This window comes from Oerskovia sp. NPDC060338 (assembly GCF_042726295.1).
GTDB classification, from domain to species: Bacteria; Actinomycetota; Actinomycetes; order Actinomycetales; family Cellulomonadaceae; genus Oerskovia; species Oerskovia merdavium.
Genome location: NZ_JBHXCQ010000002.1, coordinates 291,479 through 316,000 on the forward strand (window position 1 = coordinate 291,479; position 24,522 = coordinate 316,000).

A 24,522-nucleotide genomic window follows, 5' to 3' on the forward strand; every position below is an offset into this window, starting at 1 on the left:
TTCAATTGCCCCGGGCCCGTCGGGCACGTGCCGTGGCGAGGACGATCGGCCGGCGCATCGGCCCGTGGGAAGGCGTGGCACTACGGTGACGACGTGAACTCCATGGCCGAGGTCGTCGGCGCAGCACTCCCCCTCGCAGTGGCCGTCGCGCTCAGCCCGCTGCCGATCATCGCCCTCGCGCTGCTCCTGACCTCGGACCGGGGGTGCGCCTCGGGCGTGACCTTCGTCGTCGGCCGGCTGCTCGCGCTCGCGGCCCTGCTCGGTGTCGTCGTCGCGGCGTCGGACGTCGTCGAGCACCTCCTGGGGTCGAGCGAGCTCCCGGCCTGGGTGCGGATCGTCCTGGGAGCCGCGCTCATGGTGCTCGGCCTCACGCAGTGGCGCCCGAAGCCCGAGGGAGACGCGGCGAGCCTGCCCGGCTGGCTGGCCTCGATCGCGGACGCGTCACCTGCGCGCGGTCTCGTCCTCGGTGCGCTGGTCACTGTCGCCAACCCCAAGGAGCTCGCGTTCGTGCTCGCCGCAGGCGTCTCGGTGGGCGGTGCGGCGCTCGGGGTCGTGCAGGAGGTCGTGGTCGTGCTGGCGTTCGTCCTGGTGGGCGGGCTGTCGGTCGTGGTGCCCCTCGTCGCGACGCTCGTGGCCCCCGCCCGCGTCGTGCCGTGGCTCGGCCGCCTGCGCGAGTGGCTGACCGCCAACACGTCGCTGGTCATGGGCGTGCTGCTGCTCGTGATCGGGGCGACGGTCCTGGGGAACACGATCGGGGAGCTGTAGGGCCTGGTCCGGGGGTTGCATGCCCCTATGGGCCTCGAGCGCCGTTGCCGTGCCTGGTGTCTCACAGACCGTCACGTACTGAACGAAGCCCACGCTGAAACGGCGACCTGACAGTGCGACATGGGCCCTGCGCCGAGAGTGCAAGGTCACATCGGACATGGCGAGTGAAGCAAGCAACAAGCAATCTGAGTCGCCTTGGTGGTGCATTAGTGCAGGTCAGGGCCCTGCGCCGCGGCCCAAGTTGTGACGAAGGGAGCCGTGAGTGAAGCAACGGTCAAACAACGGCGTCGTCGGCTGCCCAGAAGGGGATGTAGCGGCGAGCCCGGTACCCGGCACTGGGGTCGAAGACCGCGATGAGCCCGTCTGAGACGGCGTCGTTGAGGAGCTTGGACGCCTGCGCTGAACTCTGGTCAGGGATGCTGAACCGCTCGCGAACGCTGGCGTTGGTAGTGCTTTCGTCCGAGACCTGGCGGAGACAGGCATGGAGATAGACCGCGCGGGTCTTGTCCTCGCGGTCCATCTTGGTGAGAGGGCGAGGCGCGAGGAGGACGGCGCGGGTGTGATCGGAAGTCACCTCGACGCGTGGCGCTGGGAGCTGGTGGAACTCAACCTGGAAAGCTACCTTGTCCCATCCAGATCCGCGTTCCTCGGCGATGTGAGAACGTCGCATCATGGCCGCGACTCCCTCGTTGCGCGATTGAGGCGGAAGATCGAGAAACCTGCGCGCATCGACAATGGGAACGCCAGGATTCGTGAACTCGATACGGGATCTGAATACCTCAATCATCGGACCTGTTCCCGTCAAGGAGAAGTCCTGATGGATGAGCATGTTGGCCACAAGCTCGCGGATCGCGATCTCCGGGTAGAGAGACCGTTCCGTCCGGAGTGCCTTGCCGATGACCTCGTTGCGGGGGAGGCGTCCGTCGATGTAGTCGATCAGCCCTTCGAAGCCGCTCGCGTACCCGCGCAAACCTTCCCGCTCGTGGATCGTCTCGACACGGTTGTCGCCTGAGTACTGGATGACGCGGACTCGCTTGCGGGCGAGAGTGGGAAAGTTCGCGAGCTGCCGAGCGAACAGTGCTGCGCCAAGGTTGGTTATGCCCCAACCGACGTCCGTGGCGACGATGAGCTTGTCTGCGGACAGGTAGTCAAGAATGCCGCGCTGTGACGTCGGGAGCCTGGCGTCGAGCAACGTGAAATAAGATGGGTAGTCAAGGAGGTCGAAGATCTCTTGTTCCGTGACCCGGGATTCTGCGATGCGGCACGCAAGCGTTGGACGATTCGAGAGTGAGTCGCAGGGGCTTAGTACCAGATCAACGGTATCGAGCAGGCGATCATCCGGGGCGCACAACGCGTGCCTTGCCCCACAAGTTCTTGACCAGAGCAGTCACATGCCGAGGTATCCAGAGACACTGCGAGCTGGTCCCAGAGCCGGGGCGCTTTTCGCGATGCCGCTCGAGGATTGAGTGATCCACTCGGTGTGCGGGAAGGTGCTCCTCATATTCCTGGCGTACAGGGTGCAAGGCAGTACGTGGGCTGGGGGCGCTGTGTCCGCACCGCTGGCTCCCGGGATTGCAGCCGCTCGGACTCGGGAGCACCCTGGGGTCATGGCCACGTCCTGGGTCGACCGGTGGCAGCTCGATCTCGATCAGCTGCGCTGGTACCCCGTGGCCCAGGAGATCCGCGCGGTGCACCGGGAGGACCCGACGCACGTCGTGCTCCGCTCGACCGCAGCCCGGCTCGTCTGGGAGCCCTGGCGTCTGCTGCCCGTCTACGCGGTCCCCGCGGCCGACCTCCGCGCACCCCTCGTCAAGGGCGAGCACCAGGACGGGCAGGTGCGGCACGGCCTGATCCCGCACCCGCTGCACTTCGAGCGGCACACGTGCGCGGGCACCGAGCTGTGGTTCGGTGGACCGGACGGGATCCGCGGCCCCGGCGGGGCGGCCCCGTTCTTCCGTCCCGACGACGAGGGGCTCGCCGGGTACGTCACGGTCGACTTCCAGGCATTCGACTGGTTCGCCGAGGACCAGCACCTCGCCGCCCACCCGCGCGACCCTTTCAAACGGGTCGACGTCGTGCCGAGCTCGCGCCACGTCGTCGTGTCCCTCGGCGAGGTGCTGCTCGCGGACTCCTCCCGTGCCATGGCGCTCACCGAGACCTACCTGCCGCTGCGCTGGTACGTCCCGCGCGAGGACGTGCAGTGGGACGCCCTGACGCCGAGCACGACGACGAGCGACTGCGCCTACAAGGGGCACGCCCGCTACTGGTCGCTCGCGTCGGGCGACCCTGCCGGTGCGGACATCGGCTGGAGCTACGAGAACCCGTTGTCCGACGGCGAGAGGGTGCGCGGGTACGTCGCGTTCTGGTGCGAGCGCACCGACCTCACGCTCGACGGCGTGGAGATGCCACGCCCCGAGAGCCTGTTCTTCCCCCGCGGGAGACGTTGACCGGAGCGGGCCGGCGGCTTCGGGCCGTCCCTCGGCGCACGGTGCTTCCCTACCGGTGTTGTCCTCACCGGTGCCGAGCATGCGGTTGGCGTTCGTCCAGGCGGGAGATCGAACGGCAACCGCATGCTCGGCGAACCGCAACCGCATGCTCGGCGGGTCGCGGTCCCAGACCGGTCGCCCCGTCGACCGATGCTCAGCCGACCCGGACGCTCAGGACGAGCTGGTCACCCACCTCGAGCCGCACGTCCGAGAGCGTGACCCCCGGCGGCAGCGACGACGCGAGGTCGATGCGCTTGCCGTCGACCTGCTCGAGCTTCCCGCGGACGGCCAGCAGGAGCGCCGCGACGACGGGGTTGCGGCTCGTCGCACCGATGTTGCTCAGCGTGAGGACCATGGCCTGGTCGATCTCGGCGGTCGCGGTGATCTGGGCGCTCGCGGACAGGAAGCCCTTGCGGATCTTCGCGGACGCCACGATCGACGCGGCGCGCGGCCCGCGGGACGCGAGGTCCACGTCGAGGGCCGTGAGCGTGAAGCCCTGGTCGGCGAGGGCCTTGGTCGCGAGCTCGCGGACCGTGGTGACGAGCGCGTCCCGGCTCGCGGCTGCGCGCAGGTGACCGCTCACGGGGTGCTCGGTGCTCTGACCGGACTCCTCGATCGCGAGCGAGCCGTCGCCCCCCTCGACCCAGGTGAAGCGCAGGTCGCGGATCTCTGCATCGAGGTCGACCGCGACACCGACGATCGTCATGGGGTGGCCCTGGGCTCGGATCGTGCGGGCGACGGCATGCTCGCGCCCGACGACGTGCTCGACGTTCTCGGCGGGGTCGGGGGCGTCGGCGGCACCCATCGCGCGGACGACGAGGCCCGTCACGTCGACGTCGAGGCTCTGGACGTCCGGGCTGCCAGGGACGGTCGCCGCGTCGATGCGGACACGGTCCAGGCCCGACGCGTGCGGCCCGAGGTTCCGGGTCATGACCTCGCGCAGGCGGTCGGCGAGCGCGGAGCCGCTGTCCGGGCGCGGGGCACGGCCGAAGGGGAGGACGTCGTGGGCGGGGCTCAGGTCGTCGGGCATGCGCCGAGCCTATGACGATCGGGCCAGCGCAGGGCGTCCGGCACACGGTCGCCGGGTCGCGGCGCCGAGACCCGCGTGCGGACTGCCGTCCGCTACGGGGTCGGTTCGGCGACCTCCGCGAACGCCCGCACCGGGAACGTCCCGAACCCCTCGACCTTGGGCGGCACGGCCGTGAACCGCGCGCCGCGCGGCGGCACGGCAGCCAGGTTCGTCAGGTGCTCGACGACGTGGATCCCCGCCGCGAGGAGCAGTGAGTGGGCAGGACGCGCCCCGCCCGACGTCGCGGGGTCGGTGTCGTCGATGTTCAACGAGTCGATCCCGACGAGCCTCACCCCGGCGTCGACGAGGTGCTGCGCGCCGGCCTCGGTGAGGAAGGGCGCGGGCTGCCCGTAGGCCGGTGTGCCGAAGTGCTGGTCCCAGCCGGTCTGGAGCAGCACCGCCGTCCCGGCCAGGTCGCGGTCGAAGAAGACCTCGGCGCCGATCCCGCGACGACCACCCCGCTCGGGGTCGACGGCCTCGCTCAGCCGGAACACCTCGGCAGGCAGCCCGACGAGGGCCTCCAGCTCGAGCCCGGAGAGGTCGGTCCCGCCCTCGTACCGGTGGAAGGGGCTGTCGAGGTAGGTGCCCGTGTTGCCGATCATGGTCAGGACGTCCATCGCGAACTGGGTCCCGGGCGCGTACTTCGCGACCGAGTCCGCCCGGGTCAGGAACGGCGTGATCGTCGGGGCGGGCAGGCCCGGGTAGGTCACGAGGCCCTCGCGCACGGTGTGGCTCAGGTCGACGAGCCGCGTCGCGCGGCCGGCCCGTGCGCGGGGTCCGGCCCCGGCGTCACCGGCAGCACCACCGACCCCACGGCTCCCGACGTGCGGTTCCTCGACGAACGTCAGCCCCGTGATCTCGACCGACCCGACCAGCGCGAGACCCAGGTGGTGGACGAGGAGGCGAGCGACGTCGTCGGGCAGGAGATCGCCCGCCGGGACGTCGAGGCGGAACCCCTCCGTGCGGAGGCTGCCGCCGTTGGCGAAGGTCACGTGGGCGTCGAAGTGCGCGCGCTGCTCGGTCATCACCGGAGTCTCGCACCGCGGGCCGCCCACGGGAAGACGCAGCGAGGCCGTCGCCCCCGGAAGGGGACGACGGCCTCGTGGGCGACCGGGAAGGTCAGTACGAGCTGAGCTCGCCCGACGCGGCGAGCGCGGCGAAGGCGATGATGTAGACGACCCAGCCGATGGCTCCGAGCACCGTGAAGATGATGCTGAGGATGAGGCCCCACTTGGCGAGCTGGTTGTCGAAGCCGGCCTCGCGGGACTTCTTCTTGGCGATGGCGCTGACGACGATGCCTGCGATCGCGAAGACGAACGCCAGGACGAAGCCGACGATGCCGAGCGTCTTGCCCGGGTCCTCGACGGGGGCGCCGTAGTACTGCGGGGCCTGCTCGGACTGCGGGGCCTGCGGGGCGCCGTAGGGAGTGGTCACGGGGGGTTTCTCGTTTCTCTCGCGCGCCCGAGCCTTGTCGGGAGCGTGGGGATCGTGGCAGGGAGTGCCACGAAGTGCGGTGCTCATTGTGGAGGAAAACGGCGCGCCTGCACAGGGGTAATTCTCCCCATGGGGGTGAAAAGTGCTCTGCGGCTCTGCTCTCGGCAGTGCCGAGGCGGACTCGGCGCGTGAGGTGGCCGCCGCGTCAGGCTGCTGCGCGGCTCGTCTCGCCCCGGAGGTGGTCGATCGTGTTCTGGACGTCGCGCAGGGTCGAACCGACGTCGGCGCCCTGCGCCACGGTCTTGTCGGCGACGTAACGGACCTGGGCCGAGGCGGCGTCGAGCGCGACCTGGGCGTCGGTGAGGGCGAGGACCGCGCGTCCGTCGCCGAACTCGTCGGTCGCGGCCTGCGCGAGTGCGGCGTTGGCCTCGTCCGTGGCAGCCTGGGCGTTCGCGACGGCGTCCTCCACCTCGAGGCGCAGGCCGGAGGGGAGCGTGGAGAGCTGGGTGCTGGCCTTCTCGAGGTCCTCGCCGATCGAGTCGACCTGACACTGGGTGTCCTCGATGAGCCGGGATACCTCGGCGGCCGATGCGGTCGCGCTCAGCGGCAGCATCATCGCGAGTGCGAGGAAGCTGGCGGCGGCGAGCCGGGCGGCAGGTCCTGATGTCTTCGGCGACGTCATGCCGAGAAGTCTGCCCGGTGAACCTGGGAAAAGACAGGGAGGACATGGAGGGCTCGTGGAGATTTCGCCCACGGCGCAGGGAGGGCCGTTCGCCGTGGCCCTGCGAGGCGCCGGCGCGGCCCGCGCGCGCAGGTAGCGTTGCTGCCGTGTCCCACCCCGTAGCCCTCGAGGCAGCCCGATGATCCGCCGTGCCCTGGCGCGCGCCTACTGGGCGGTGAGCCGGTGGACCCTGCGGACCGAGCAGCCCCCGACCGACCGCCCCGGCATCCTCATCGGCGCCCCGCACACCTCGAACTGGGACTTCGTGCTCATGCTCGCCATCTCGGCGAGCGTCGGCGTCAAGGTCCGTTGGCTCGGCAAGCACACGTTGTTCAAGGGCGTCATGGGACCGTTCGCGCGGGCCCTCGGCGGGATCCCCGTGGACCGGACGGACCCGAGCCGTGTGGTCGACGACATCGTCTCGCGGGTCCGCACGGGCGAGGTCTTCTCGCTCGTCATCACGCCCGAGGGCACGCGCAGCAAGGGCGAGTACTGGAAGTCGGGCTTCTACCGGATCGCGCGCGAGACGGGCATGCCCGTGACCCTGGGTTACGTCGACCGCACGACCATGACCGCGGGCCTGGGCCCCACGCTCGACCTCACGGGCGACGTCCGCGCCGACATGGACCGCGTCCGTGCGTTCTACGCCGACAAGGCGGGGTTCGACCCGTCGCGCCGCACCGAGCCGCGCCTGCGCGAGGAGGACCGGCCTGCCCGCGGGGTGAGCGCCCCAGAGGGCGACCCGACGGTCTGACGGGGGCGGCGCCGTCGGGCGTCCGGTCGTCACGCCGGACGCCCCGGCCCGACGGCGGTGCTCCCGTCGTGCCGTGCGCGACGGCACGCGACGGCACGTCCAGGAGACGGGCCGTCCCCTGGCACGCTCGGCCTCAGCCCGCCGTCGGGTCCGTGGGTGCGTAGATCCGGAGACCGCCGGGCACCATGGTGAGCGTCGCGTCGACGACGCGGTCGCCGTCGATCTCGAGCGTCTCGCCGTCGTGCGCGAGGATCACCGGGTCGTGCGGCGCGCCGTCCCCGAAGCGCAGCGCGAGGTCGGGCGTCGTCCACGAGTCGACCGCGAGGTGGCGTTCGAGAGGCTGGACGCGCTGCGCGAGCGAGGACGCGCCGCCGCCCGCGACGGTCTCGAGGAACAGCCGCACCCTGCTGTAGCGCTTCTCGGCGCGGCCCGTGCGGACGTCGAGGACGCCGTCGTCGAGCCGGATGCGCTCGACGGGGGCGAGGTTCTGCGGGACGTACTTGTTGACGCCCGCGAAGAACGACCAGTAGGAGCCGACCACGCCGTCCACGGACAGCCGCAGCGGGGCGGCCGAGCGCAGGACGCGCGAGGTGGCCCACACGGTCGCCGGCCACTTCCCGAGCCGCTTCTCGGCGCGCTCGCGCTGCGAGACGAGCTCGGGGTAGATGCCGAGCGAGAAGGTGTTGAGCACCGTGAGCGGGTCCTTGCCGTCGACGCGGAGCTCGGCGACGTCGACGCTCACGCCCGAACCGGTCCGGACCGCGTCGACCGTCGCGGACATCGACGTGAGGTCGGCCGCCTTGGCGAAGTGGTTGAGCGTCCCGCCGGGCAGGACCACGAGCGGGAGCCCGTGCTCCCGGGCGGCAGCAGCCGCGGTCGAGACCGTGCCGTCGCCTCCGCTGATCCCGAGCGCGACCGCGGGGCGGACGTCGTCGGAGATCTGGCCGGCATGACCGGCATGGTCGGCGTCGTCGGCACGGTCGGCCTGGCCGCGTGCCGCCCGGTCGTACAGCTCGTGCAGGTCGTCCCCCTCGGCGAGGACGTGCACCCGGGCCTTCGGGAGGTCGCGGCGGAGGACCTCGAGAGGGTCCTCCTTGAGGATCCGCCCGGACCCGGCGGACGTGTTGACGACGACGAACAAGCCCTCGCCGTCGGGGAGAGCGGGGACGTCGGTGGGGGGCCCGGCAGGCACGTCGGGCGCCGGTCCGGGGGGAGAGGGCACGAGCCACCGGCCGAGCACGGCGACCCCGACCCCGAGCGCCGCGCCCCCGACGACGTCCGAGAACCAGTGCGCGCCCACGTGCAGGCGCGAGTACATGACCGCCCCCGCGACGGGCGCGACGACGAGCCCGGCGGCGGGCCACTCGATGGCCACCCCCGTCGCGAACGCCGCGGCCGACGCCGAGTGACCGGACGGGAACGACGGGGTGGTCGGGTAGCGGCGCAGCCGCCGCACGAGCGGCAGCACGTCCGCAGCGGGACGATCACCTCCGAACAGCCCCTTGCCGAGCAGGTTCGCGGTCGCGCTCGCGACCGCGAGCGTCCCCAGGCCCCGCACCGCGGCCCGGCGTCCCCGGGCACCGGTCGCGGCCAGCCCGGCACCGAGCCCCATCCACAGGACGCTGTGGTTCGCCGCCGTCGAGAGCCGCACGAGCGCGGCATCGGCCTGCGGGCCCAGCCGTCGCCCGTAGGTCCGTTCGTTCATGCGGCGGTCGAGCCGGGCGATCGCGGGGAAGGCCTCGTGGGGCTTGATGAGGCCCGTGAAGCGGGGCCTCCGCCGACGGTTCTGGACGGGGACGGGGGAGTGCGACGGCATCTCCCCACCGTAGGACCGCCGCAGGGGCGTCGCCCGCCCGCGCGCTGTGACGTCGAGCAGGTGCTCCCGCGGGAGCGGCGCCGTCGGGCGTCAGGTCGAGGTGAGGGTGACCAGGAACGCCGCGAGGCCCAACGCGGTGTCTCCGACCGCTCCCGGCCACAGCCGCCGGTCCGCGACGAACAGCGTGACCCCGGTCAGGGTCATGAAGGCCGTCGTGTAGAGCACGAGCGCCCGTCCCGCGTCCGCGCTCCCGGCGCTCACCAGGAGCACGCCGAGGATCGGCCCGACTCCGAGGAACATGTTGTAGAACCCCACGCTGAAGGCCCACAGGTCGACCTCGCGAGGAGAGAAGTCCTTGTGCAGGAGGAACTGCTGGGCCCAGCGGTGGTGGAAGAGGAAGGCCTCGACGAGGCCGACCCCGATGTGCAGAGCCCCGGCAGCCACTGCCAGGACCACGGCGAGGTTGCTCATGCTGATCACCTCGAGCGGGAGAGGAGACGCTGCGCCAGCTGTCCCATGTCGTCGCCGCCCAGGTGGGCGAGCGCGGCGGGGCGGCCCGTCAGCAGGAGGAGGATCGCGGCGACCGGGCCGTCGATGCGGCTGCCGGTGCCCCGGTCCCAGTCGGTGTCGGTCGCGACGAGCCGGAAGGTCGCGAGGTGACGCCGGGCATGGAAGGGGAACGGGTGGGTCCAGACGCGCTCGGCAGACTCGTGCGCGGCGCGGACAGGCACGGGGCGGGCGATCCCCAGGGGGATCGCGATGTCCTGGCCGTGGACCAGCAGGTCCAGGAGCGGCTCACGGACCGTCGTCCCGGGGGCGAGGCGTCGGGAGCCCACGGTAGAACGCAGGTTCGCGAGGATCGCCTCGGGTGGGTCCTGGCCCGCTCGTCGGGTGAGCCGGTCCATCATGGGGTCGAAGCGTCCGAACGAGCGGACGTACTCCAGCATGACGCGGCCGGGGTCGGTGCGGGACGCGAGCGTGAGGTGAGCGGCGACGTCACGGACACGCCACCCCGCGCAGAGGCTGGGGGTTTCCCACGCGCCTGCGTCGAGGTCCTGGAGCAGGGCGACGAGTGAGAGACGCTCGGCGTCGACGGCCTGCCAGATCTCCTCCGCGCCCATGCGGAAGTGTGGAGCTGCCATCGGGACCACCTCGAGAGTTGGTACGATGATCTGACCAGATTAGTCAGTTTCTCTGACTGTCGTCAACTGCCGTCAAGGGACCAGGAGGGCTCGTGGCCGACGCACCGGTAGACCTCAACACGGGGCTCCTGCTGTTCATCCCGTACCGGGCTCTCGAGATGCGGGTGTTCCACGCAGTGCGTGCCGCAGGATTCACCGACGCCACACCCGCCCAGTTCCGCGTCTTCCAACGCATCGGCCCCCACGGGACCCGCCTCACGGAGCTTGCCGAGGCCGCGGAGGTCACCAAGCAGACCGCGGGCTTCCTCGTCGACCAGCTCGAGGCTGCGGGCTACGTCGAGCGTGTGCCGGACCCCGCAGACGGTCGCGCACGACTGATCCGCAGCACCACCCGAGGGGCCGCGGTCACCTCGGTCGCGGCGGTGGCCGTGGCCGAGGTCGAGGCCGAATGGACGACGCACCTGGGCGCACGCGGCATGGCGAGCCTGCGTCGACAGCTCGAGAGGTTGCGCGAGATCACCGACCCCTGGGCGTGAGTGCCACCCGCTCGGCACCCTCGTTCTGACACAACTCCGATAAGTTCTCCCTATGGGCACCACCCCCGACCCCATCCGGGTCTTCCTCCTCGACGACCACGAGGTCGTCCGCCGCGGCGTCGCCGCCCTCCTCGAGGCCGAGGACGACATCCAGGTCGTCGGCGAGGCCGGCACCGCAGCCTCGGCCCTGCCGCGCATCCGTGCGGTGCGACCGGACATCGCCGTGCTCGACGTGCGCCTGCCCGACGGCTCGGGCGTCGAGGTCTGCCGCGACGTGCGCTCCGAGATGCCGGAGATCGGTTGCCTCATGCTCACGTCCTTCGCGGACGACGAGGCGCTGTTCCAGGCCGTCCTCGCGGGGGCCTCGGGCTACGTCCTCAAGCAGATCCACGGCTCCGACCTCGTGGGGGCCGTGCGGACCATCGCGGGCGGCGGCTCGCTGCTCGACCCGGTCAGCACCGCACGCATCCTCGACCGGCTGCGCACGCCGCAGGCCCAGGAGGTCGACCGCCTCGAGGGACTCTCGCCCCAGGAGCGTCAGATCGTCGACCTGATCGGCGAGGGCATGACGAACCGCCAGATCGGTGAGCGCCTGTTCCTCGCGGAGAAGACCGTCAAGAACTACGTGTCGCACATCCTGTCGACGCTCGGGCTGCAGCGCCGCACGCAGGTCGCGGTCCTGGCGACCGAGCTGCGCACCGAGGACCGTCCGCGCGGCTGAGCCGCACGGGCTGCAGGGCACCGCCCGACGGCGGAGCGATCGTCCGCACCGGACCTCGCCCTCGTCGGTGGTCGCCTCGTCATCAGCGGGTCACGAGTCCTCCGCGTGGCCGCACGAGGTGAGGCGGTCGGCGACCGGACCGAGCACGAGCATCCCCGTCGCGCCGCCCGCGAGCTCCTGGCGCGCCGGCTCGAGCGCCCGGCACGACCTCTCGGCCGCACGAGGGTGCGCGGCGAGGGTCGCGGCATCGGCGACCAGGCTCCACAGGCCCTCGACGAGGAGGCCCGGCGGGGGGTCGGGAACGTCGTCCAGGAGCCCGGCCGCGGCGACGGTCTCACCGGCACGAGCATTGCGGAGCGGGGCGAGCCAGGGGTCGTAGGCGCCTGCGTGCAGGTCGTCGAGCGGTGTGTCGTCGGCCCGGACACCGACGAGGGCGAGAGCGAGGAGGCCCTCGGCGACGCCGGGCATCCCCGCGCCGTCGAGGGTCTCGGCCGCGGCGCGGTAGCGGGTCTCGGCCGACGGATCGTGCCGGGCAGCGGCGCGGGCGGCCTCGTTCCACCGGGTGAAGACCCGGGCGAGCGGTCGCTCGTGGCGGTCGGCGAGGGTGTCGACGGCAGAAGCGAGCGACGCAGCCTCGGCGAGGTCTCCGCGGGCGGTGGCGGACTGCATGCGCACCAGGAGTCCGTGGAGGTGGAACGTCGGCAGGTCGTGGCGCCGTGCGAGGTCGACGATCTCGGCCGCGACCCGGTCGCGCTCGGCGGAGAGTCCCGGCCGGTCGCAGAGCTGGACGACGGCAGCGCTCAGCGCGAAGCAGAGCAGCTCGGGGTTCCCGAGCCCCCGGGCGAGCCGGACGGCTTCGTCGGCAGACGCCCGGCCCGTCCTCGGACGACTTCCGCGCAGCTCGACGGCGACGACGGCGAGGAGCCGTGCGCGGGCGGTCGTGCCGTCGGGGTCGAGCTCGTCGAGGGCTCGGAGGGCCGCAGCGGCGACGGCGGCCGAGGCGTGCTCGTCGTCGGACCGCGGCCAGATGCTGGGGACGTCGAATCCGCCGATGATCCGCGCGGCCAGCGCAGGGTCGCCCAGGCGGTCGACCGCGTCCACGATCTCGGACCGTTGCGAGCGGGCCTCCGCGAGGCCCGTGCCGCCGGACACGGCCAGGGTGCGCAGCAGCGCGACCGTCGATTCGAGGCGCAGCCGGGAGTGGGCGTCGGTGATGCGCGTCGAGGCCTCGGTGGCGCGGGAGAACGCGTCCGAGTCCTCTCGCGGACGCTCGTGCCGGAGGATGCTCGTCCGGAGGTCGTCGAGCTCGCGCCAGGGGTCGAGCCCGACGGCGACGAGCTCGCCCCGCGCGGTGCCGAGCACCTCGAGCGCCTCGGCCGACTGTCCCGAGCCGTCGAGCGCCCGCGCGAGCAGGAGCGAGGCCCGCTCCCGGAGGGGGTGCCGACCGACCAGCTCGCGCAACGTCGGTACGGCCTCGTGGGGCCGGCCCAGCGCGAGGAGCGCAGCGGCGCGCCGCTCGATCGCGACGTCGCGCAGCGCGGTGAGACGCGCACGCTCCTCGACGGCCCAGGGCGCGTCGCCCGCCTCGGGGTAGGGCGTGCCGCGCCACAGAGCGATCGCGGCGGCGAGCGATCGTTCGACCTCGCGGGGTGCTCGGCCCGCGGCCTCGGCGGTCGCCCGTTCGAGACGGCGGCCGTCGACCGCGTCGTCGGGGAGCAGGAGCGCGTAGCCGTCGCCCACCGTGGTGAGGACGCGCGCAGGCTCTCGTGGACGGCGGTCCGGTTCGAGCGCGTGGCGGAGGTCGCCGACGAAGGTGCGGATCGCACCGACCGCGCGCGGCGGGGCTTCTTCGCCCCACAGCGCGGCGGACAGCTCGGCGACGGGCAGGGCGCGGCCGCGCGCTGCGACGAGCCTGCCCAGCAGGGCCCGGTGGCGGGCCCCGTGCAGAGCCAGCGGCGTGCCGTCGGCGCGGGCCCCGTCCGTCGGGCCGAGGACGCGGAGGGTCACCCGGCCCAGCGGGTCGGGGGACGGCGGGCAGGGCATCGGTCCACCGTACGCCCGACGACGGCTGCTGATCCGTTGCTGATCGACGGGCGCGAGGCTCGAGGGACCGAACGAAAGGAGTCCCGATGACTCTCTCCATCCCAGGGTTCACGACCAGACGGGTGCGCGGAGCGGGCGACGTCGTGCTCAACGTCGCGGTCGGCGGCAGCGGCTCGCCGATCGTCCTGCTGCACGGCTTCCCCGAGACGCACGTGATGTGGCGCCACGTCGCGGCGGACCTGGCCCGCGACCACACCGTGATCTGCCCCGACCTGCGCGGCTACGGCGCGAGCGACAAGCCGGTCGAGGCGGACGAGCACACCTACTCCAAGCGGACGATGGCCGCCGACGTCGTCGCGGTCGCCGCCGGGCTCGGCTTCGACCGGTTCGCGCTCGCCGGGCACGACCGCGGCGCGCTGGTCGCGGTGCGCGCGGGGCTCGACCACCCCGACGCCGTGACCCATCTCGCGTCGCTCGACGTGCTGCCGACGCTGGACATGTGGGACATCCTGCGCGGCGCGGACGCGAAGGTCGCCTGGCACCTGTACCTCATGGCACAGCCGCCGGGTGTCGCCGAGCCGATGATCGCCGGGGCCTCGGACGCGTTCTTCGCGTCGTTCCTCGACGGCTGGACCTCGGCCCCGGAGGCCATCCCCGCCGAGTACCGGGCGGAGTACCTCCGCGCGTCCCGGGAGGCGATCCCGTCGATCGTGGCCGACTACCGCGCCTCGGCGGGGATCGATCTGGAGCACGACCGCGAGGACCGGGCCGCAGGGGTGCGTCTGACGATGCCGACGCTCGTGATCCAGCAGGACTGGGGTGCAGAGCTGGGATACGACGCGCAGGCGCTGTGGTCGGCCTGGTCGGACGACCTCGTCCACAGGACGCTGCACGCGGGCCACTTCATGGCCGAGGAGTCGCCCGAGCGCATCTCCGCCGAGCTGCGGGACCTCGTCGCGCGGTGAACCTCCGCGTCGGGCCGTGGCGAACCGCCACGGCCCGGACCAGGGGCTCAGGCGTTGGGGATCCTCCACACGAGCGCGGTCCCGCGGCCCGTCGGGACCGCGGTCGACGAGCCGTCGCCCGTCGTCGCGGCGTCGGCCCCTGTCCCACGAGCCCCCACGACCTCGCGCGCCACGGCCTCGGCAGGGCCCACCGCGAGCTTCCCGTGCAGGGCCTCGGCGCGTGTCGCGAGGTTGTGCAGCCCACCGCGGTGGTCTCCCGCGTCGATCCCCTCGCAGCCGATCCCGTCGTCGACCACCGACAGCGTGATGGCGTCGTCGGTGACCTTGAGCCGCACGTCGACGCGCGAGGCCCGCGCGTGCCGGGCGACGTTCGTGAGGGCCTCGCCGACCACCACCACGAGCTGGTCGGCGACCTCGGCGGGCACGAGCGACGAGTCGTCGCTCTCGATGATGACCGAGGGGGCGAACCCGAGCGCGGGGGTCACGGCGTCGGCTGCCGCGGTCAGCCGTTCCTGGAGGCTCGCCTCGGGGGGAGTCGTGGCCTGGAGCGCGAAGATCGTCGAGCGGATCTCGCGGATGGTGTCGTCGAGGTCGTTGACGGCCTCCTCGACACGCGAGCGGACGATCTCGTTGTCGATGTGCTTGGTCGTGCTCATGAGCGTCATCGCGGACGCGAAGATGCGCTGGATGACGACGTCGTGCAGGTCGCGGGCGATGCGCTCGCGGTCCTCGAGCACCGCGACGCGACGGCCGTCCTCGTAGAGGCGCGCGTTGTCGACCGCGACGCCCGCCGCGGCGGCCAGGGCGCGGACCGCGGCCTCGTCGTCCTGCGTGAAGGGGGAGCCGTCGCGCTTGTCCGTCAGGTAGAGGTTGCCGTAGACCGAGTCACGGACCTGGATCGGTACGCCGAGGAACGAGTGCATGGGCGGGTGGCCCGCGGGATAGCCCGACGCCGCGGGGTAGCCCTCGATCTTGTCGACCCGCAAGGGGTGCGGGTGCCGGATGACCTCGCCCAGCAGGCCGTGGCCGTGCGGCCAGTGGCTGATCGCCTCGACCTCGGAGTCCTCCATGCCGACGGGCACGAACCGGCCCAGCCGTTCGCCGTCGCGGACACCGAGCGCGCCGTAGCGGGCTCCGGTGAGGTCCATGGCGGCCTCGACGATGCGGCGGAGCACGGTATCGAGGTCGAGGTTGCTCGTGATGGCGACGACGGCGTCGAGCACGCGGTGCGCGACGGCGGACGGGAGGGACTCGGTCACCCACGTGAGTCTGTCAGATGTAGGGACCGGAGCCGGCCTCGGGAGGACCGGCACGGTGCTCTCCCACTGGTGGTGGGTCTTCAGGTATTCCATGACGAACCCCCTCGATCTAGGACAGTCCCGGCACCCCGGTGCGGGTTCCGACGGGTGTGGCCCCGGCCGGTCGGCGGGTGGCCGACCGGCCGGGGAAAGAGCGACGGCCCTCCGGGAGGTGACCGGGAGGGCCGTCGGGCGGGCCGGGGTCTCGCGTTCCCCGTGATTCCCGCGTCTACCTGGGTGTATCGCCGTGGCGAGCGGATCGCGTCGCCGAACCGGGGATCAGACCAACCAGGAGTTCTTGCGGACGAGCGGCAGGCTCTTCCACTGTCGGCCGAGGCCGAGGGTGTCGCCGGCGCCGATCATGGCCAGCGAGATGATCGCGAGGGCCTCGACGACGTGGCTGTCGATGATGGGGTTGGTGGTCAGGGGCAGCGATGCCAGGTACATGAAGCCGAGGAGGACGGTCCCGGCGATCGCGGCGATCCGCATCCCGATCCCGAGCATCAGGGCCAGCCCGATCCCGAGGAGGCCCGCCATGAAGAGCCAGTCGGCCCAGACCGCGCCGGACATCCCGTTGAAGAAGCTCGCGAACGGCCCTTCGACGCCTCCGAGGAAGCCGGCCGTGGGGCTGCCGCCGTTGATCCAGGCGCGCTCCGAGGGGGTCGAGAACCCGAGGCCGAAGGTCTTGTCGAGGAAGGCCCACACGAAGTAGAAGCCCATGACGATCCGGAAGATCCCCAGGACGATCTGGGTCGGGAGGGTGCCGCGGACCGCGAGGCTCGCGGTCGTGGTCGCCCCGGTGACCTCGTGAGGGACGGCACGTACTGCTCGGGCCGAGCGGGCCGAGCTGGTCGGGCGTTCGATCGTTGCACTCATGTCGTCTGTCTTCCTCGTCTCCAGGACCGGATCCCCTTCCGGTGCGTTGACTCCATTCCACCGGAGCGCGAGGGGCGTGACCTGGGGCGAAGGTCGAGGATCTCGGGGGACCTAGGTCCCGTCGTGGCGGCCCGTCGGGGAGGGCAGGGGCACGGTCAGGCGAACGCGGGATACCCGCCCGACGGCGAGGGGCCCCACTCGCGCTCGGCCCACGCGACGCCGTCGGACAGGAGGGCCGCGATGCCCGGGGTGACGTCCCGCAGGTGCTCGGCGCCCCAGCGCCACCGGGACAGCACGAGCTCGCGGTACGACGGCGAGCGGCCCTCCGGCCCGACGCGCGGCCTGCCCTCGATCGCTCCTTCGAGCAGCCAGCCCGTCATGGCGAGGATCCATCCTGCGCAGGCGACCAGCACGTCGTGGGTCCAGGCGGGCTCGACGACCGCGTCGGGAAGGTGTCGACCGAGCCCCGCGGTGAACGCCGCGAGGAGCTCGTCGGTCAGGCCGGGCGGCGGGTCGAACACGCACCAGCACGTCGAGAACGGCATGAGCGTGTACGCGGCGTCGAGGGCCGGGTGGTGGGCCGTGGTGTCCTCGAGGTCCAGGAAGACCCAGCCGACGGGCGTGAGGACGGCGTTGTCGGGACACGTGTCGCCCGGGGAGACGACGACGGTGCTCCCCGGGCCACGCAGGCTCGCGAGGGTCTCGAGGTCGTCGTGCAGGAACGCGAGCGTCGCGTCGAGGGGGTCGCGCGCGAGGTCCGTGGGCGTCGGCAGCGCCGCGACGAGCCGGTGCACCCCGGCGCGGGCGTCCGCGTCGAGATCCCACCCGCGCACGACGCCGCGGGCCGCGAGCTCGGCCGAGAACCGCTCGACGTGCGGCCCGGAGGCGCCCGTGAGCTCGCCGAGCGCGGTCGCCCACGAGAGGGCTCCGTGCCAGGCCGCGTCGCGGTCGGTGCCGAGCAGCAGGTCGGCGAGCGTGGGCCCGTCGCCGACGTCGCTCATGACGAGGAGGCGGTGCGCCTCGTCCACGGCCAGGAGCACGGGCGTGCGGTCGAGCGTCAGGAGACCCGCGACCTCGTGCTCGAACGGCAGGCCGTGCGCGCCGGGACCGCCCAGGAAGCGTTTGACCACGACCGTGCTGCCCGGGGCGTGCGCGGCGGCGCGGGTCGTGTCGAGGCGGTCGGTCGTGAGCCCCGCGACGACGCGGGCCCGGACGACGAGGGACCTCGTCGACCCGCCGAGGGTCTCGGGCTCGGCGAGCGCGGCGCCCAGGGCGACGCCCGCGAGCGCGAGGGTCTCGTCGAGATCGGGGACGGGCGTGCGGTCGAGCGCGGGCTCAGGAGCGGCGGACGGCATGCCTCAGTCTGCCCCGACGGCTCCTCGCCCGGCCGGGTGCGACACGGCCGTCAGGACGTGGCGTCCTCGACGTCGGCCGAGAGCTTGTCGACCTCCGTGCGGAGCTCGTCGAGCTTCGAGCTCACGGCCTGGTCGGCGGACTCGACGGCGTCGGACGCGGACTGGAGCCGGGCCGAGGCCTCGTCGAGCCGGGTGCGCGCCTCGGCGACGCGCTGCTCGGCCTGCGCCTTGGCGTCCTCGCTCGCGGTCGCGGCCTCGTCGATCGCTGCCTGGAGGTCCTGCGACGCGGTCTTCGCCGAGGTCACGGCTTCCTCGACCTGCGCGCGCTTGTCCTCGGGGAGCGAGCCGAGCCCGTCGACGAGCGACTGCACGTCGGCCCCGATGGTCTCGGCCTGGGCCTTGGCGTCGTTCAGGAGCTGGTCGAGCTGGTCGCTCGTGATGGTGAACTCGGGGAGGGTGATGCTCCCGTCGTCGCCGCAGGCTCCGAGCACGGACGTGGACAGGACGAGCGCCAGCCCGACGGCGGCACTCCGGCGGGTGCGTCGGGAGCGCTGCGAGGGGGTCGCCTGGAGCGGGGTCGAGGTGTCCATGTGCCCATTGTGCTCGGGCAACCTGAGAAGTCACCCTCAGTGTTCATCCAGGAGGGGTGGCGTACACGCCGTTCGTCGTCCAGGCTTGAGTTTGGCCTTTCTCGCGATAGCCTCGCTACGTCGAAAGACGCAAGACCGGACAATTGGAGTCTCGTGGTGACCTTGCCGACGCACCGTGTGCGTTCACGCCGCCCTGCGGGAGCAGCAGTGAGCCCGCACGACGAGGCAGGCCAGGTCGCCGGCTCGTCCGTCCCCGCCGCGCCTGCGGCGGTGGCCGCCGCCGCGGCTCCTCCACCGTCTGCCCCGACACCCCCGTGCCTCGCCGCGAGCGCTCGCCCGCGTCACCCGTCCCGTGCCGTCCCGTGGATCCTGTCGACCACGCTCGTGCTCGGGTCGGTCATGACGGTCGGGTTCGTGGGGTCGTCCATCACGCACCGAGAGTCCTGGTCGGTCCAGTACGCCGCGCCGAAGACACCGGCCGCGGGTGCTGCGTTCGGCGTGCTCCCCGCGGCCTACGAGCCGCCGCGCGAGGACGTCCAGCTCGAACGGGTGGTGGCCGCGGTCGACCGCTCGGACGAGTACATCGCGACCGAGGCGCAGGTCCCGGACGGCGTGCTCCAGGCCCGCTCGGAGCTCGGCATGCTGCTGGCCACCTACCAGGCGCAGCAGGCAGCTGCCGGTGGGGCCGCTCCAGGGACGAGCGGCGGGACGACGAGCGGGGCCGGGAGCTTCTTCCTGGACGGCCTGGCCACCCCGCCCGCGCCCGCTCCCTTGTCCCCGCAGGCACCGGTCGTCCCCGTCGAGCCTGCGGCTCCCGGGACCTCCGGCGTGATCGAAGGGCCCGCCCCCACGGGGGTCCCCTCCGATGTCGTGGACGCTAGCGCGGCGGCGAGCACCGTGTCCTCCGGCGTGCCCGCGGGCTACGTGCCGGCGGGTGCGGCGGACGCCCTGGCGACCGACCCGGCTCCCGTCTCGCCCGAGCCCACGGCCCCGGTGGCGCCCGGGGGCGCGGACGTGCCGTCGGGCGTGGTGGCTCCCGAGGGCACGGTGGCTCCGGACGGGGTCGTCGCTCCTGACGGGACGGTCGAAGACGGAGCGCCGCTACCCGGTGACCTGACCGGCGACCCGACCGACGAGGACGCGCCCGACCACGACGACCTGGTCACGCTCGACGACGTCGTCGTCGCCGCGACGCGGCTCGCGGAGCTCATGGGGCCGTCCTACGCGCTGGCGCCCGGTGACGTCCTGCCAGCCGCGGGCATGGCGGTCCCCGCCGGCGGCACGCTCGCCGACCAGCTCGCGGCCGTGGTCGCCAAGTACGCCGACAGCACCGCGCAGTACGGCAACGGACAGCTGCCCGGCTCGGTGCTCTGCGGTCTGGACTTCGCCCCCGGGCACAGCCTGCGCTGCGACGCCGCCGAGCAGCTCAACGCGCTCGCGGTCGAGTACCAGAAGGAGTTCGGCAAGCCGCTGCGCATCACCGACTCGTACCGCAGCTACGACGCGCAGGTCGCGGTCAAGGCGGCCAAGCCATACCTCGCCGCCGTCCCGGGCACCTCGCAGCACGGCTGGGGGCTGGCGATCGACGTCGGGCAGCCCGTCTCGACGGGGCGCAGCGCCGAGTACCTGTGGATGCGGCTGCACGCTCCGGACTACGGGTGGGACAACCCGTCGTGGGCGCGGCTCGACGGGCGCAAGCCCGAGCCGTGGCACTTCGAGTTCTACGCGGCCGGTGCCATGCCGGACCGCTACACCGGGGGAGCCCCGGCGACGCCGTCGACCCCTCCCGTGACGCCGACGACCCCGCCCACCACACCTCCCACGACCCCGCCGAGCCCGTCCCCCACGCCGACCCCGACGCCCACGACGCCTGCTCCGACGGACCCTCCGACCCCGACGGACCCGCCGACGACGACCCCGCCGACCGAGACGCCGGACCCGACGGACCCGCCGACGACGACACCGCCGACGACCGCACCGCCGACCGAGACGCCGACGGCTCCGCCCACGTCGACACCGGACCCGACCACCCCGCCGGCACCGACCTCGGACCCGACGTCCACGGCCTTCGCGACCGAGGAGCCCACGGCGACCCCGTAATGCGGTCGCGGGGCGCCGAGGCGCCCGCGTAGGGTGGGGGCCATGTGGATCTGAGCCTGCCCGCGAGACCCCCTTCCTCTCGCGCCCCGACGTCGCCCCGCGACGTGACGACCTCGTCGCGTCCCGGCAGCGCTCGACGTCGGCAGGCAGCCTCCTGTGCCGCCGTGGCGCCCTTCCAGTCAGGTGACCCCATGCCCCATGCCTCTCCGTCCCTCCTCACCGCGACGGACCTCACCAAGTCCTACGGCGACCGCACGGTCCTGGCGGGGGTGAGCCTCGCCGTCGACCCCGGTCACCGGACCGGTCTGGTCGGCGAGAACGGCGTCGGCAAGTCGACGCTCCTGCGGCTCCTCGCAGGGCTCGAGGACCCCGACTCCGGGTCCGTGACGCGCCCGGCCGACCTCGGCTACCTGCACCAGGAGCTTCCCTACGGCCCGACCACGACCGTCGGCCAGGTCGTCGAGGACGCCCTCGCAGGGGTCCGGGAGATCGAGCGCGCGCTCGAGGACGCGGGTGCGGCCCTCGCCTCGTCGTCAGAACCTGGCAGGGGCACGACCCGGCCTGGCCCGGACGACGGGTCCACCGAGGTCGACGCCCTCACCGCGGCCTACGACCTCGCCCTCGCGCGTGCCGAGCAGTCGGACGTGTGGGGGGCCGACGCCCGCGCCTCCCGCGCCCTCGCAGGTCTGGGCCTCGACGTGATCCACCGCGGCCGCCTCGTCGCACGGCTCTCGGGCGGCCAGCGCACACGCCTCGGCCTCGCGGCGCTTCTCATCCGTCAGCCCGGCGCGCTCCTGCTCGACGAGCCGACCAACCACCTGGACGACGAGGCCGCCGAGTTCCTCGCGACGGCGCTGCGCGCGCTGCCCGGGGCCGTGCTGCTCGCGAGCCACGACCGGGTGTTCCTCGACGAGGTCTGCACCGAGATCCTCGACCTCGACCCCTCGCAGGAGGCCAGCTCCGCGGGGCGCACGGGCGGCACGCTGTACGCGGGGAGCTACCGCGACTACCTGCGGGCCAAGCGCGTCGAGCGCGCGCGCTGGGAGCAGCAGTTCGCGGCCGAGCAGGACGAGCTCAAGGCGCTGCGGCGGTCGGTCGCGACCACGGCTCGCAACGTCTCGCACGACCGCGAGCGCGGCAACCAGTCCAAGCTGCTCTACGACGCCAAGGGCGAGCGCGTGCAGTCGCAGGTCTCGCGGCGCGTGCGCAACGCCCAGCAGCGTCTCGACACGCTCCAGGCCGAGCAGGTCCGCAAGCCGCCGGAGCCGTTGCGGTTCTCCCCGCCGCACCTCGTGCGTGAGCGGGCGACGAGCTCGTCCCCCGGGAGGTCGAGCGGTCGGCGCGGCTCCCAGGGCGCGTCGAACGGTACCGACGGCCTGGCGCTCTGGGCGCGTGACGTCGTCGTGCAGGGCGGGGCGACCGAGCCCGGCGGCGCGACGCCCGGACGCCCTCGGCTCGACCTGCGGGCTGCGGGGGTCCCGTCGATCGACGTCGCGCCCGGCGCCAAGCTCCTCGTGACCGGGGCCAACGGCTCGGGCAAGTCGACGCTGCTCCACGTGCTGGCGGGGGACATCGTGCCGTCGGCCGGCTCCGTGGGGCGCGCGCGAGGCGTCGAGGTCGCCCTGCTGGAGCAGGACGTCCGCCTGCACGACGACGACCGCACCCCGCGCGACCTGCTCGCCCTCATCACGGGGCAGGACCCCGCGGACCGTCCGCTCGTGAACGCGCACGGCCTCGTCGCACCGCGCGACCTGGACCGGCCGCTCGCGGAGCTGAGTGTGGGCCAGCGGCGGCGCGTGGTCCTCGCGATGCTCGTGACCCAGGCTCCCGACGTCCTGCTGCTCGACGAGCCGACCAACCACATCTCGCTCGCGCTCGCCGAGGAGCTCATGGCCGCGGTCGAGACGTGGCCGGGGGCCGTGGTCGTCGCGTCGCACGACCGGTGGCTGCGGCGGACCTGGAAGGGCGACGTCGTGCACCTCGGCTAGACGGGCACGATCAGCTGCGAACGGATCTCGTGGACGACCTGCTTCTGGACCTCGACGGGCGGCGACCCGTCGGGGTAGATGCCCAGCAGGGTCGCGAGCCGCAGCTGGGCCTCCTGCAGGTCGGCCAGGCGGCGGCTCTCGGCCGCACCGCCCGCGCGCCGGGCCGCCCTGCGCGCCGCCCGCCGGGCGTGGACGGACCGCAGCGCCTCCCTCTCGCCCGGCGTCACGACGTCGTCGGGCTGGTCCGCGAGGACCGCCTCGAACCAGCGGTGGTCGATGCTCCGGGCGTAGCGGAAGACGAGGACGAACGCGAGGATCAGGACCACGTACTTGAGGAAGACTGACGCGAAGGCGCCCGCCTCGGACGACGGGAAGAAGATCTCGGGGGCGTTCCACGCGAAGTGCAGGGCCCAGGCGAGCAGGTACGCCCCGAGGGCGACCGCGACGCGCCGGGGCACGGAGATGCGGAACGCGGTGAGCGCGTAGGCCACGCCGAACCCGGCGATCGCGCTGAACATCACGTGCGCGCCGAACCCGATCAGGACCCTGCTCAGCCCGACCTGGAGAGCCCCCACCGCGTCGGAGCTCGGGTCCGTGATCGCGCCCTGCACGATGTAGCTGATGTTCTCGCTGACCTCGAAGCCCAGGCCGACCATCGCGCCGTAGACCAGCCCGTTGAGCGGCCGGGTCACGTGCGCGCGCCCCGCGTAGAGGACCAGGACCACGCCGAGGACCTTGATGAGCTCCTCGTCGGTCGGCCCTGCGAGGGCCGCCGACCAGGAGGCCAGGCCGACGCGCTCGAGCGCCGAGATCAGGTGGTCGTTCGCGACCACGACGATCGTCGGAGCGGCGACGAAGCCCCACGCGTAGGCCGCGAGCAGCAGGGGACCCGGCTCGTCCTCGAACAGGTCGAGCCGCCAGACGATCGCCGTGAGCAGGAGCGTGACGAGCCCGGCGAGCAGCACCCCGATCCCCAGGCCCTCCGGGGTGAGCAGCGCGTCCTGGCGGGCCGCGCGGAGCATCGAGAACCCGGTCACGACCAGGCACACCCAGTAGAGCCAGGTCGCCCACTGGTAGTGGGGGAACAGACCGCGTCGGCGTCGTGCGGGAGCGCCCGTGGGCAGGACCACGGGGACGTTGCGGAGCTGGTCGGTCACGAGATCGTCACCGCCTTCACGAGCGCCGCCACGGCCTCGGCCTGAGCCTGCAGGTCCGACGACGTCCCGTACGCGAGGATCGAGACGCCTCCCTGGGCCTGCTGCCGCGTGACCTTGACCGTGAGCGACGCGGCCGCGGGGCCGTCCGACCGGAGGACGCCCGAGACCTCGGCCGGGTCGCCCTCCGAGACGATCCGCGCGTCGTAGAGGCTCGTGCCCGTCGAGAGCTCGGCGAGCCGGGCGCGTCGCGTGAAGAAGACGTTGGCGTTCTCGACGCCCGAGACGACCTCGATCTCGACGCCGACCCCGGCACGGTCGACGGTCAGGCTCGCGCCGTCGAACGTGGACCCGCTCGCGTCGCCCGACGGGCTGATGTCGGCCGTCGTGGACCATCCTGCGGGGAACCGGATCGTCGCGGTCGAGGCGCCGTCGGACACCGTCACGATCCTCCCCGCGGGGATCTCGGTCTCGGTGGCCGGGGTGCCCTCGTCGACCGCGGTGGGGACGAGCCACAGGGCGACCATGGCCAGCAGCACGAGGGTCGTCGCGACCGACCCGACGCGATCCATCCCGAAGCGTCCTCGACGCTCGGGCCGCAGGAGCGGGGGAGGTTCGGGGTGCATCGTGCTCCTCGGGTCGGACCGGCGGGACGTGCCTCCGATGCAAGCACCGGCCGACCGGGACCGCGACCGCTGGCCGCCGCGGA

General features: G+C 72.8%; 23 protein-coding genes. 8 read left to right on the forward strand and 15 right to left on the reverse strand.

The window, feature by feature from the left end; all coding sequences use genetic code 11:
* Positions 1 to 102 precede the first annotated feature (102 nt).
* On the forward strand, positions 103 to 765 hold the full coding sequence (locus ACFWGN_RS03360) for a GAP family protein (RefSeq protein ID WP_377615793.1): 663 nt from the start codon (positions 103 to 105) through the stop codon (positions 763 to 765).
* A gap of 274 nt (positions 766 to 1,039) precedes the next feature.
* Here the strand turns inward: ACFWGN_RS03360 and ACFWGN_RS03365 are convergent, their stop codons facing one another.
* Entirely contained in the window at positions 1,040 to 1,957 is a 918-nt protein-coding gene (locus ACFWGN_RS03365) for an ATP-binding protein (RefSeq protein WP_377615666.1), read from the reverse strand.
* 415 nt (positions 1,958 to 2,372) lie between these two features.
* Here ACFWGN_RS03365 and ACFWGN_RS03370 point away from each other — a divergent pair, with 415 nt between their 5' ends.
* The gene (locus ACFWGN_RS03370; protein ID WP_377615667.1) at positions 2,373 to 3,212 is read left to right on the forward strand and encodes a DUF427 domain-containing protein; all 840 of its coding nucleotides are present in this window, start codon (positions 2,373 to 2,375) and stop codon (positions 3,210 to 3,212) included.
* A gap of 193 nt (positions 3,213 to 3,405) precedes the next feature.
* On the opposite strand, the gene ACFWGN_RS03375 is transcribed toward ACFWGN_RS03370, so the two are convergent.
* From ACFWGN_RS03375 to ACFWGN_RS03390, 4 genes are all read right to left on the reverse strand, one after another.
* The gene (locus tag ACFWGN_RS03375; protein ID WP_377615668.1) at positions 3,406 to 4,281 is read right to left on the reverse strand and encodes a hypothetical protein; all 876 of its coding nucleotides are present in this window, start codon (positions 4,279 to 4,281) and stop codon (positions 3,406 to 3,408) included.
* 92 nt (positions 4,282 to 4,373) lie between these two features.
* A complete protein-coding gene (locus ACFWGN_RS03380) occupies positions 4,374 to 5,345 on the reverse strand; it encodes a cyclase family protein (protein ID WP_377615669.1) in 972 nt (323 codons plus the stop codon).
* Between the two features lie 94 nt (positions 5,346 to 5,439).
* Complete coding sequence (locus tag ACFWGN_RS03385; RefSeq protein WP_354511357.1) at positions 5,440 to 5,754, reverse strand: DUF4190 domain-containing protein; 315 nt, start codon at positions 5,752 to 5,754, stop codon at positions 5,440 to 5,442.
* A 205-nt stretch (positions 5,755 to 5,959) separates the two neighbouring features.
* Positions 5,960 to 6,436 carry a hypothetical protein gene (locus ACFWGN_RS03390; protein ID WP_056653341.1) on the reverse strand — a complete coding sequence of 159 codons (477 nt, stop codon included), beginning with the start codon at positions 6,434 to 6,436 and terminating at the stop codon, positions 5,960 to 5,962.
* Between the two features lie 178 nt (positions 6,437 to 6,614).
* On the opposite strand from ACFWGN_RS03390, the gene ACFWGN_RS03395 reads away from it, so the two are divergent.
* Complete coding sequence (locus ACFWGN_RS03395) at positions 6,615 to 7,229, forward strand: 1-acyl-sn-glycerol-3-phosphate acyltransferase (RefSeq protein WP_377615670.1); 615 nt, start codon at positions 6,615 to 6,617, stop codon at positions 7,227 to 7,229.
* Positions 7,230 to 7,362: 133 nt separating this feature from the next.
* Here ACFWGN_RS03395 and ACFWGN_RS03400 read toward each other — a convergent pair whose 3' ends face one another.
* The 3 genes from ACFWGN_RS03400 to ACFWGN_RS03410 form a co-directional block, all read right to left on the reverse strand.
* Entirely contained in the window at positions 7,363 to 9,045 is a 1,683-nt protein-coding gene (locus ACFWGN_RS03400) for a bifunctional phosphatase PAP2/diacylglycerol kinase family protein (RefSeq protein ID WP_377615671.1), read from the reverse strand.
* A 90-nt stretch (positions 9,046 to 9,135) separates the two neighbouring features.
* Complete coding sequence (locus ACFWGN_RS03405) at positions 9,136 to 9,516, reverse strand: DUF1304 family protein (RefSeq protein WP_377615672.1); 381 nt, start codon at positions 9,514 to 9,516, stop codon at positions 9,136 to 9,138.
* Between the two features lie 5 nt (positions 9,517 to 9,521).
* The gene (locus ACFWGN_RS03410) at positions 9,522 to 10,187 is read right to left on the reverse strand and encodes a maleylpyruvate isomerase family mycothiol-dependent enzyme (protein ID WP_377615673.1); all 666 of its coding nucleotides are present in this window, start codon (positions 10,185 to 10,187) and stop codon (positions 9,522 to 9,524) included.
* A 92-nt stretch (positions 10,188 to 10,279) separates the two neighbouring features.
* Between ACFWGN_RS03410 and ACFWGN_RS03415 the strand changes: the two genes are divergently transcribed.
* Both ACFWGN_RS03415 and ACFWGN_RS03420 read left to right on the forward strand, forming a co-directional pair.
* On the forward strand, positions 10,280 to 10,723 hold the full coding sequence (locus ACFWGN_RS03415; protein ID WP_377615674.1) for a MarR family winged helix-turn-helix transcriptional regulator: 444 nt from the start codon (positions 10,280 to 10,282) through the stop codon (positions 10,721 to 10,723).
* A gap of 52 nt (positions 10,724 to 10,775) precedes the next feature.
* A complete protein-coding gene (locus tag ACFWGN_RS03420) occupies positions 10,776 to 11,444 on the forward strand; it encodes a response regulator (RefSeq protein ID WP_377615675.1) in 669 nt (222 codons plus the stop codon).
* A 90-nt stretch (positions 11,445 to 11,534) separates the two neighbouring features.
* Here ACFWGN_RS03420 and ACFWGN_RS03425 read toward each other — a convergent pair whose 3' ends face one another.
* The gene (locus ACFWGN_RS03425; RefSeq protein WP_377615676.1) at positions 11,535 to 13,487 is read right to left on the reverse strand and encodes a BTAD domain-containing putative transcriptional regulator; all 1,953 of its coding nucleotides are present in this window, start codon (positions 13,485 to 13,487) and stop codon (positions 11,535 to 11,537) included.
* Positions 13,488 to 13,573: 86 nt separating this feature from the next.
* Between ACFWGN_RS03425 and ACFWGN_RS03430 the strand changes: the two genes are divergently transcribed.
* Entirely contained in the window at positions 13,574 to 14,452 is an 879-nt protein-coding gene (locus tag ACFWGN_RS03430; protein ID WP_377615677.1) for an alpha/beta fold hydrolase, read from the forward strand.
* 47 nt (positions 14,453 to 14,499) lie between these two features.
* On the opposite strand, the gene ACFWGN_RS03435 is transcribed toward ACFWGN_RS03430, so the two are convergent.
* The 4 genes from ACFWGN_RS03435 to ACFWGN_RS03450 all read right to left on the reverse strand — a co-directional run bounded on the left by ACFWGN_RS03435 (position 14,500) and on the right by ACFWGN_RS03450 (position 18,571).
* Positions 14,500 to 15,711, reverse strand: a complete 1,212-nt coding sequence (locus ACFWGN_RS03435; RefSeq protein ID WP_377615678.1) for a GAF domain-containing sensor histidine kinase — start codon at positions 15,709 to 15,711, stop codon at positions 14,500 to 14,502.
* A 318-nt stretch (positions 15,712 to 16,029) separates the two neighbouring features.
* Positions 16,030 to 16,626, reverse strand: a complete 597-nt coding sequence (locus tag ACFWGN_RS03440; RefSeq protein WP_377615679.1) for a hypothetical protein — start codon at positions 16,624 to 16,626, stop codon at positions 16,030 to 16,032.
* 155 nt (positions 16,627 to 16,781) lie between these two features.
* On the reverse strand, positions 16,782 to 17,981 hold the full coding sequence (locus ACFWGN_RS03445) for a hypothetical protein (RefSeq protein ID WP_377615680.1): 1,200 nt from the start codon (positions 17,979 to 17,981) through the stop codon (positions 16,782 to 16,784).
* Between the two features lie 50 nt (positions 17,982 to 18,031).
* Positions 18,032 to 18,571 (reverse strand): hypothetical protein, encoded by a 540-nt coding sequence (locus tag ACFWGN_RS03450; RefSeq protein ID WP_377615681.1) that lies wholly within the window; start codon positions 18,569 to 18,571, stop codon positions 18,032 to 18,034.
* Between the two features lie 207 nt (positions 18,572 to 18,778).
* Between ACFWGN_RS03450 and ACFWGN_RS03455 the strand changes: the two genes are divergently transcribed.
* Both ACFWGN_RS03455 and ACFWGN_RS03460 read left to right on the forward strand, forming a co-directional pair.
* Positions 18,779 to 20,671 carry a D-alanyl-D-alanine carboxypeptidase family protein gene (locus tag ACFWGN_RS03455; RefSeq protein WP_377615682.1) on the forward strand — a complete coding sequence of 631 codons (1,893 nt, stop codon included), beginning with the start codon at positions 18,779 to 18,781 and terminating at the stop codon, positions 20,669 to 20,671.
* 191 nt (positions 20,672 to 20,862) lie between these two features.
* The gene (locus ACFWGN_RS03460; RefSeq protein ID WP_377615683.1) at positions 20,863 to 22,659 is read left to right on the forward strand and encodes an ABC-F family ATP-binding cassette domain-containing protein; all 1,797 of its coding nucleotides are present in this window, start codon (positions 20,863 to 20,865) and stop codon (positions 22,657 to 22,659) included.
* Here the strand turns inward: ACFWGN_RS03460 and ACFWGN_RS03465 are convergent.
* Together ACFWGN_RS03465 and ACFWGN_RS03470 are read right to left on the reverse strand one after the other, a co-directional pair.
* Complete coding sequence (locus ACFWGN_RS03465; protein ID WP_377615684.1) at positions 22,656 to 23,816, reverse strand: PrsW family intramembrane metalloprotease; 1,161 nt, start codon at positions 23,814 to 23,816, stop codon at positions 22,656 to 22,658. The genes ACFWGN_RS03460 and ACFWGN_RS03465 overlap by 4 nt on opposite strands.
* Positions 23,813 to 24,439 carry a hypothetical protein gene (locus ACFWGN_RS03470; RefSeq protein WP_191803745.1) on the reverse strand — a complete coding sequence of 209 codons (627 nt, stop codon included), beginning with the start codon at positions 24,437 to 24,439 and terminating at the stop codon, positions 23,813 to 23,815. The genes ACFWGN_RS03465 and ACFWGN_RS03470 overlap by 4 nt, the downstream gene beginning before the upstream one ends.
* Between the last annotated feature and the right edge of the window lie 83 nt (positions 24,440 to 24,522).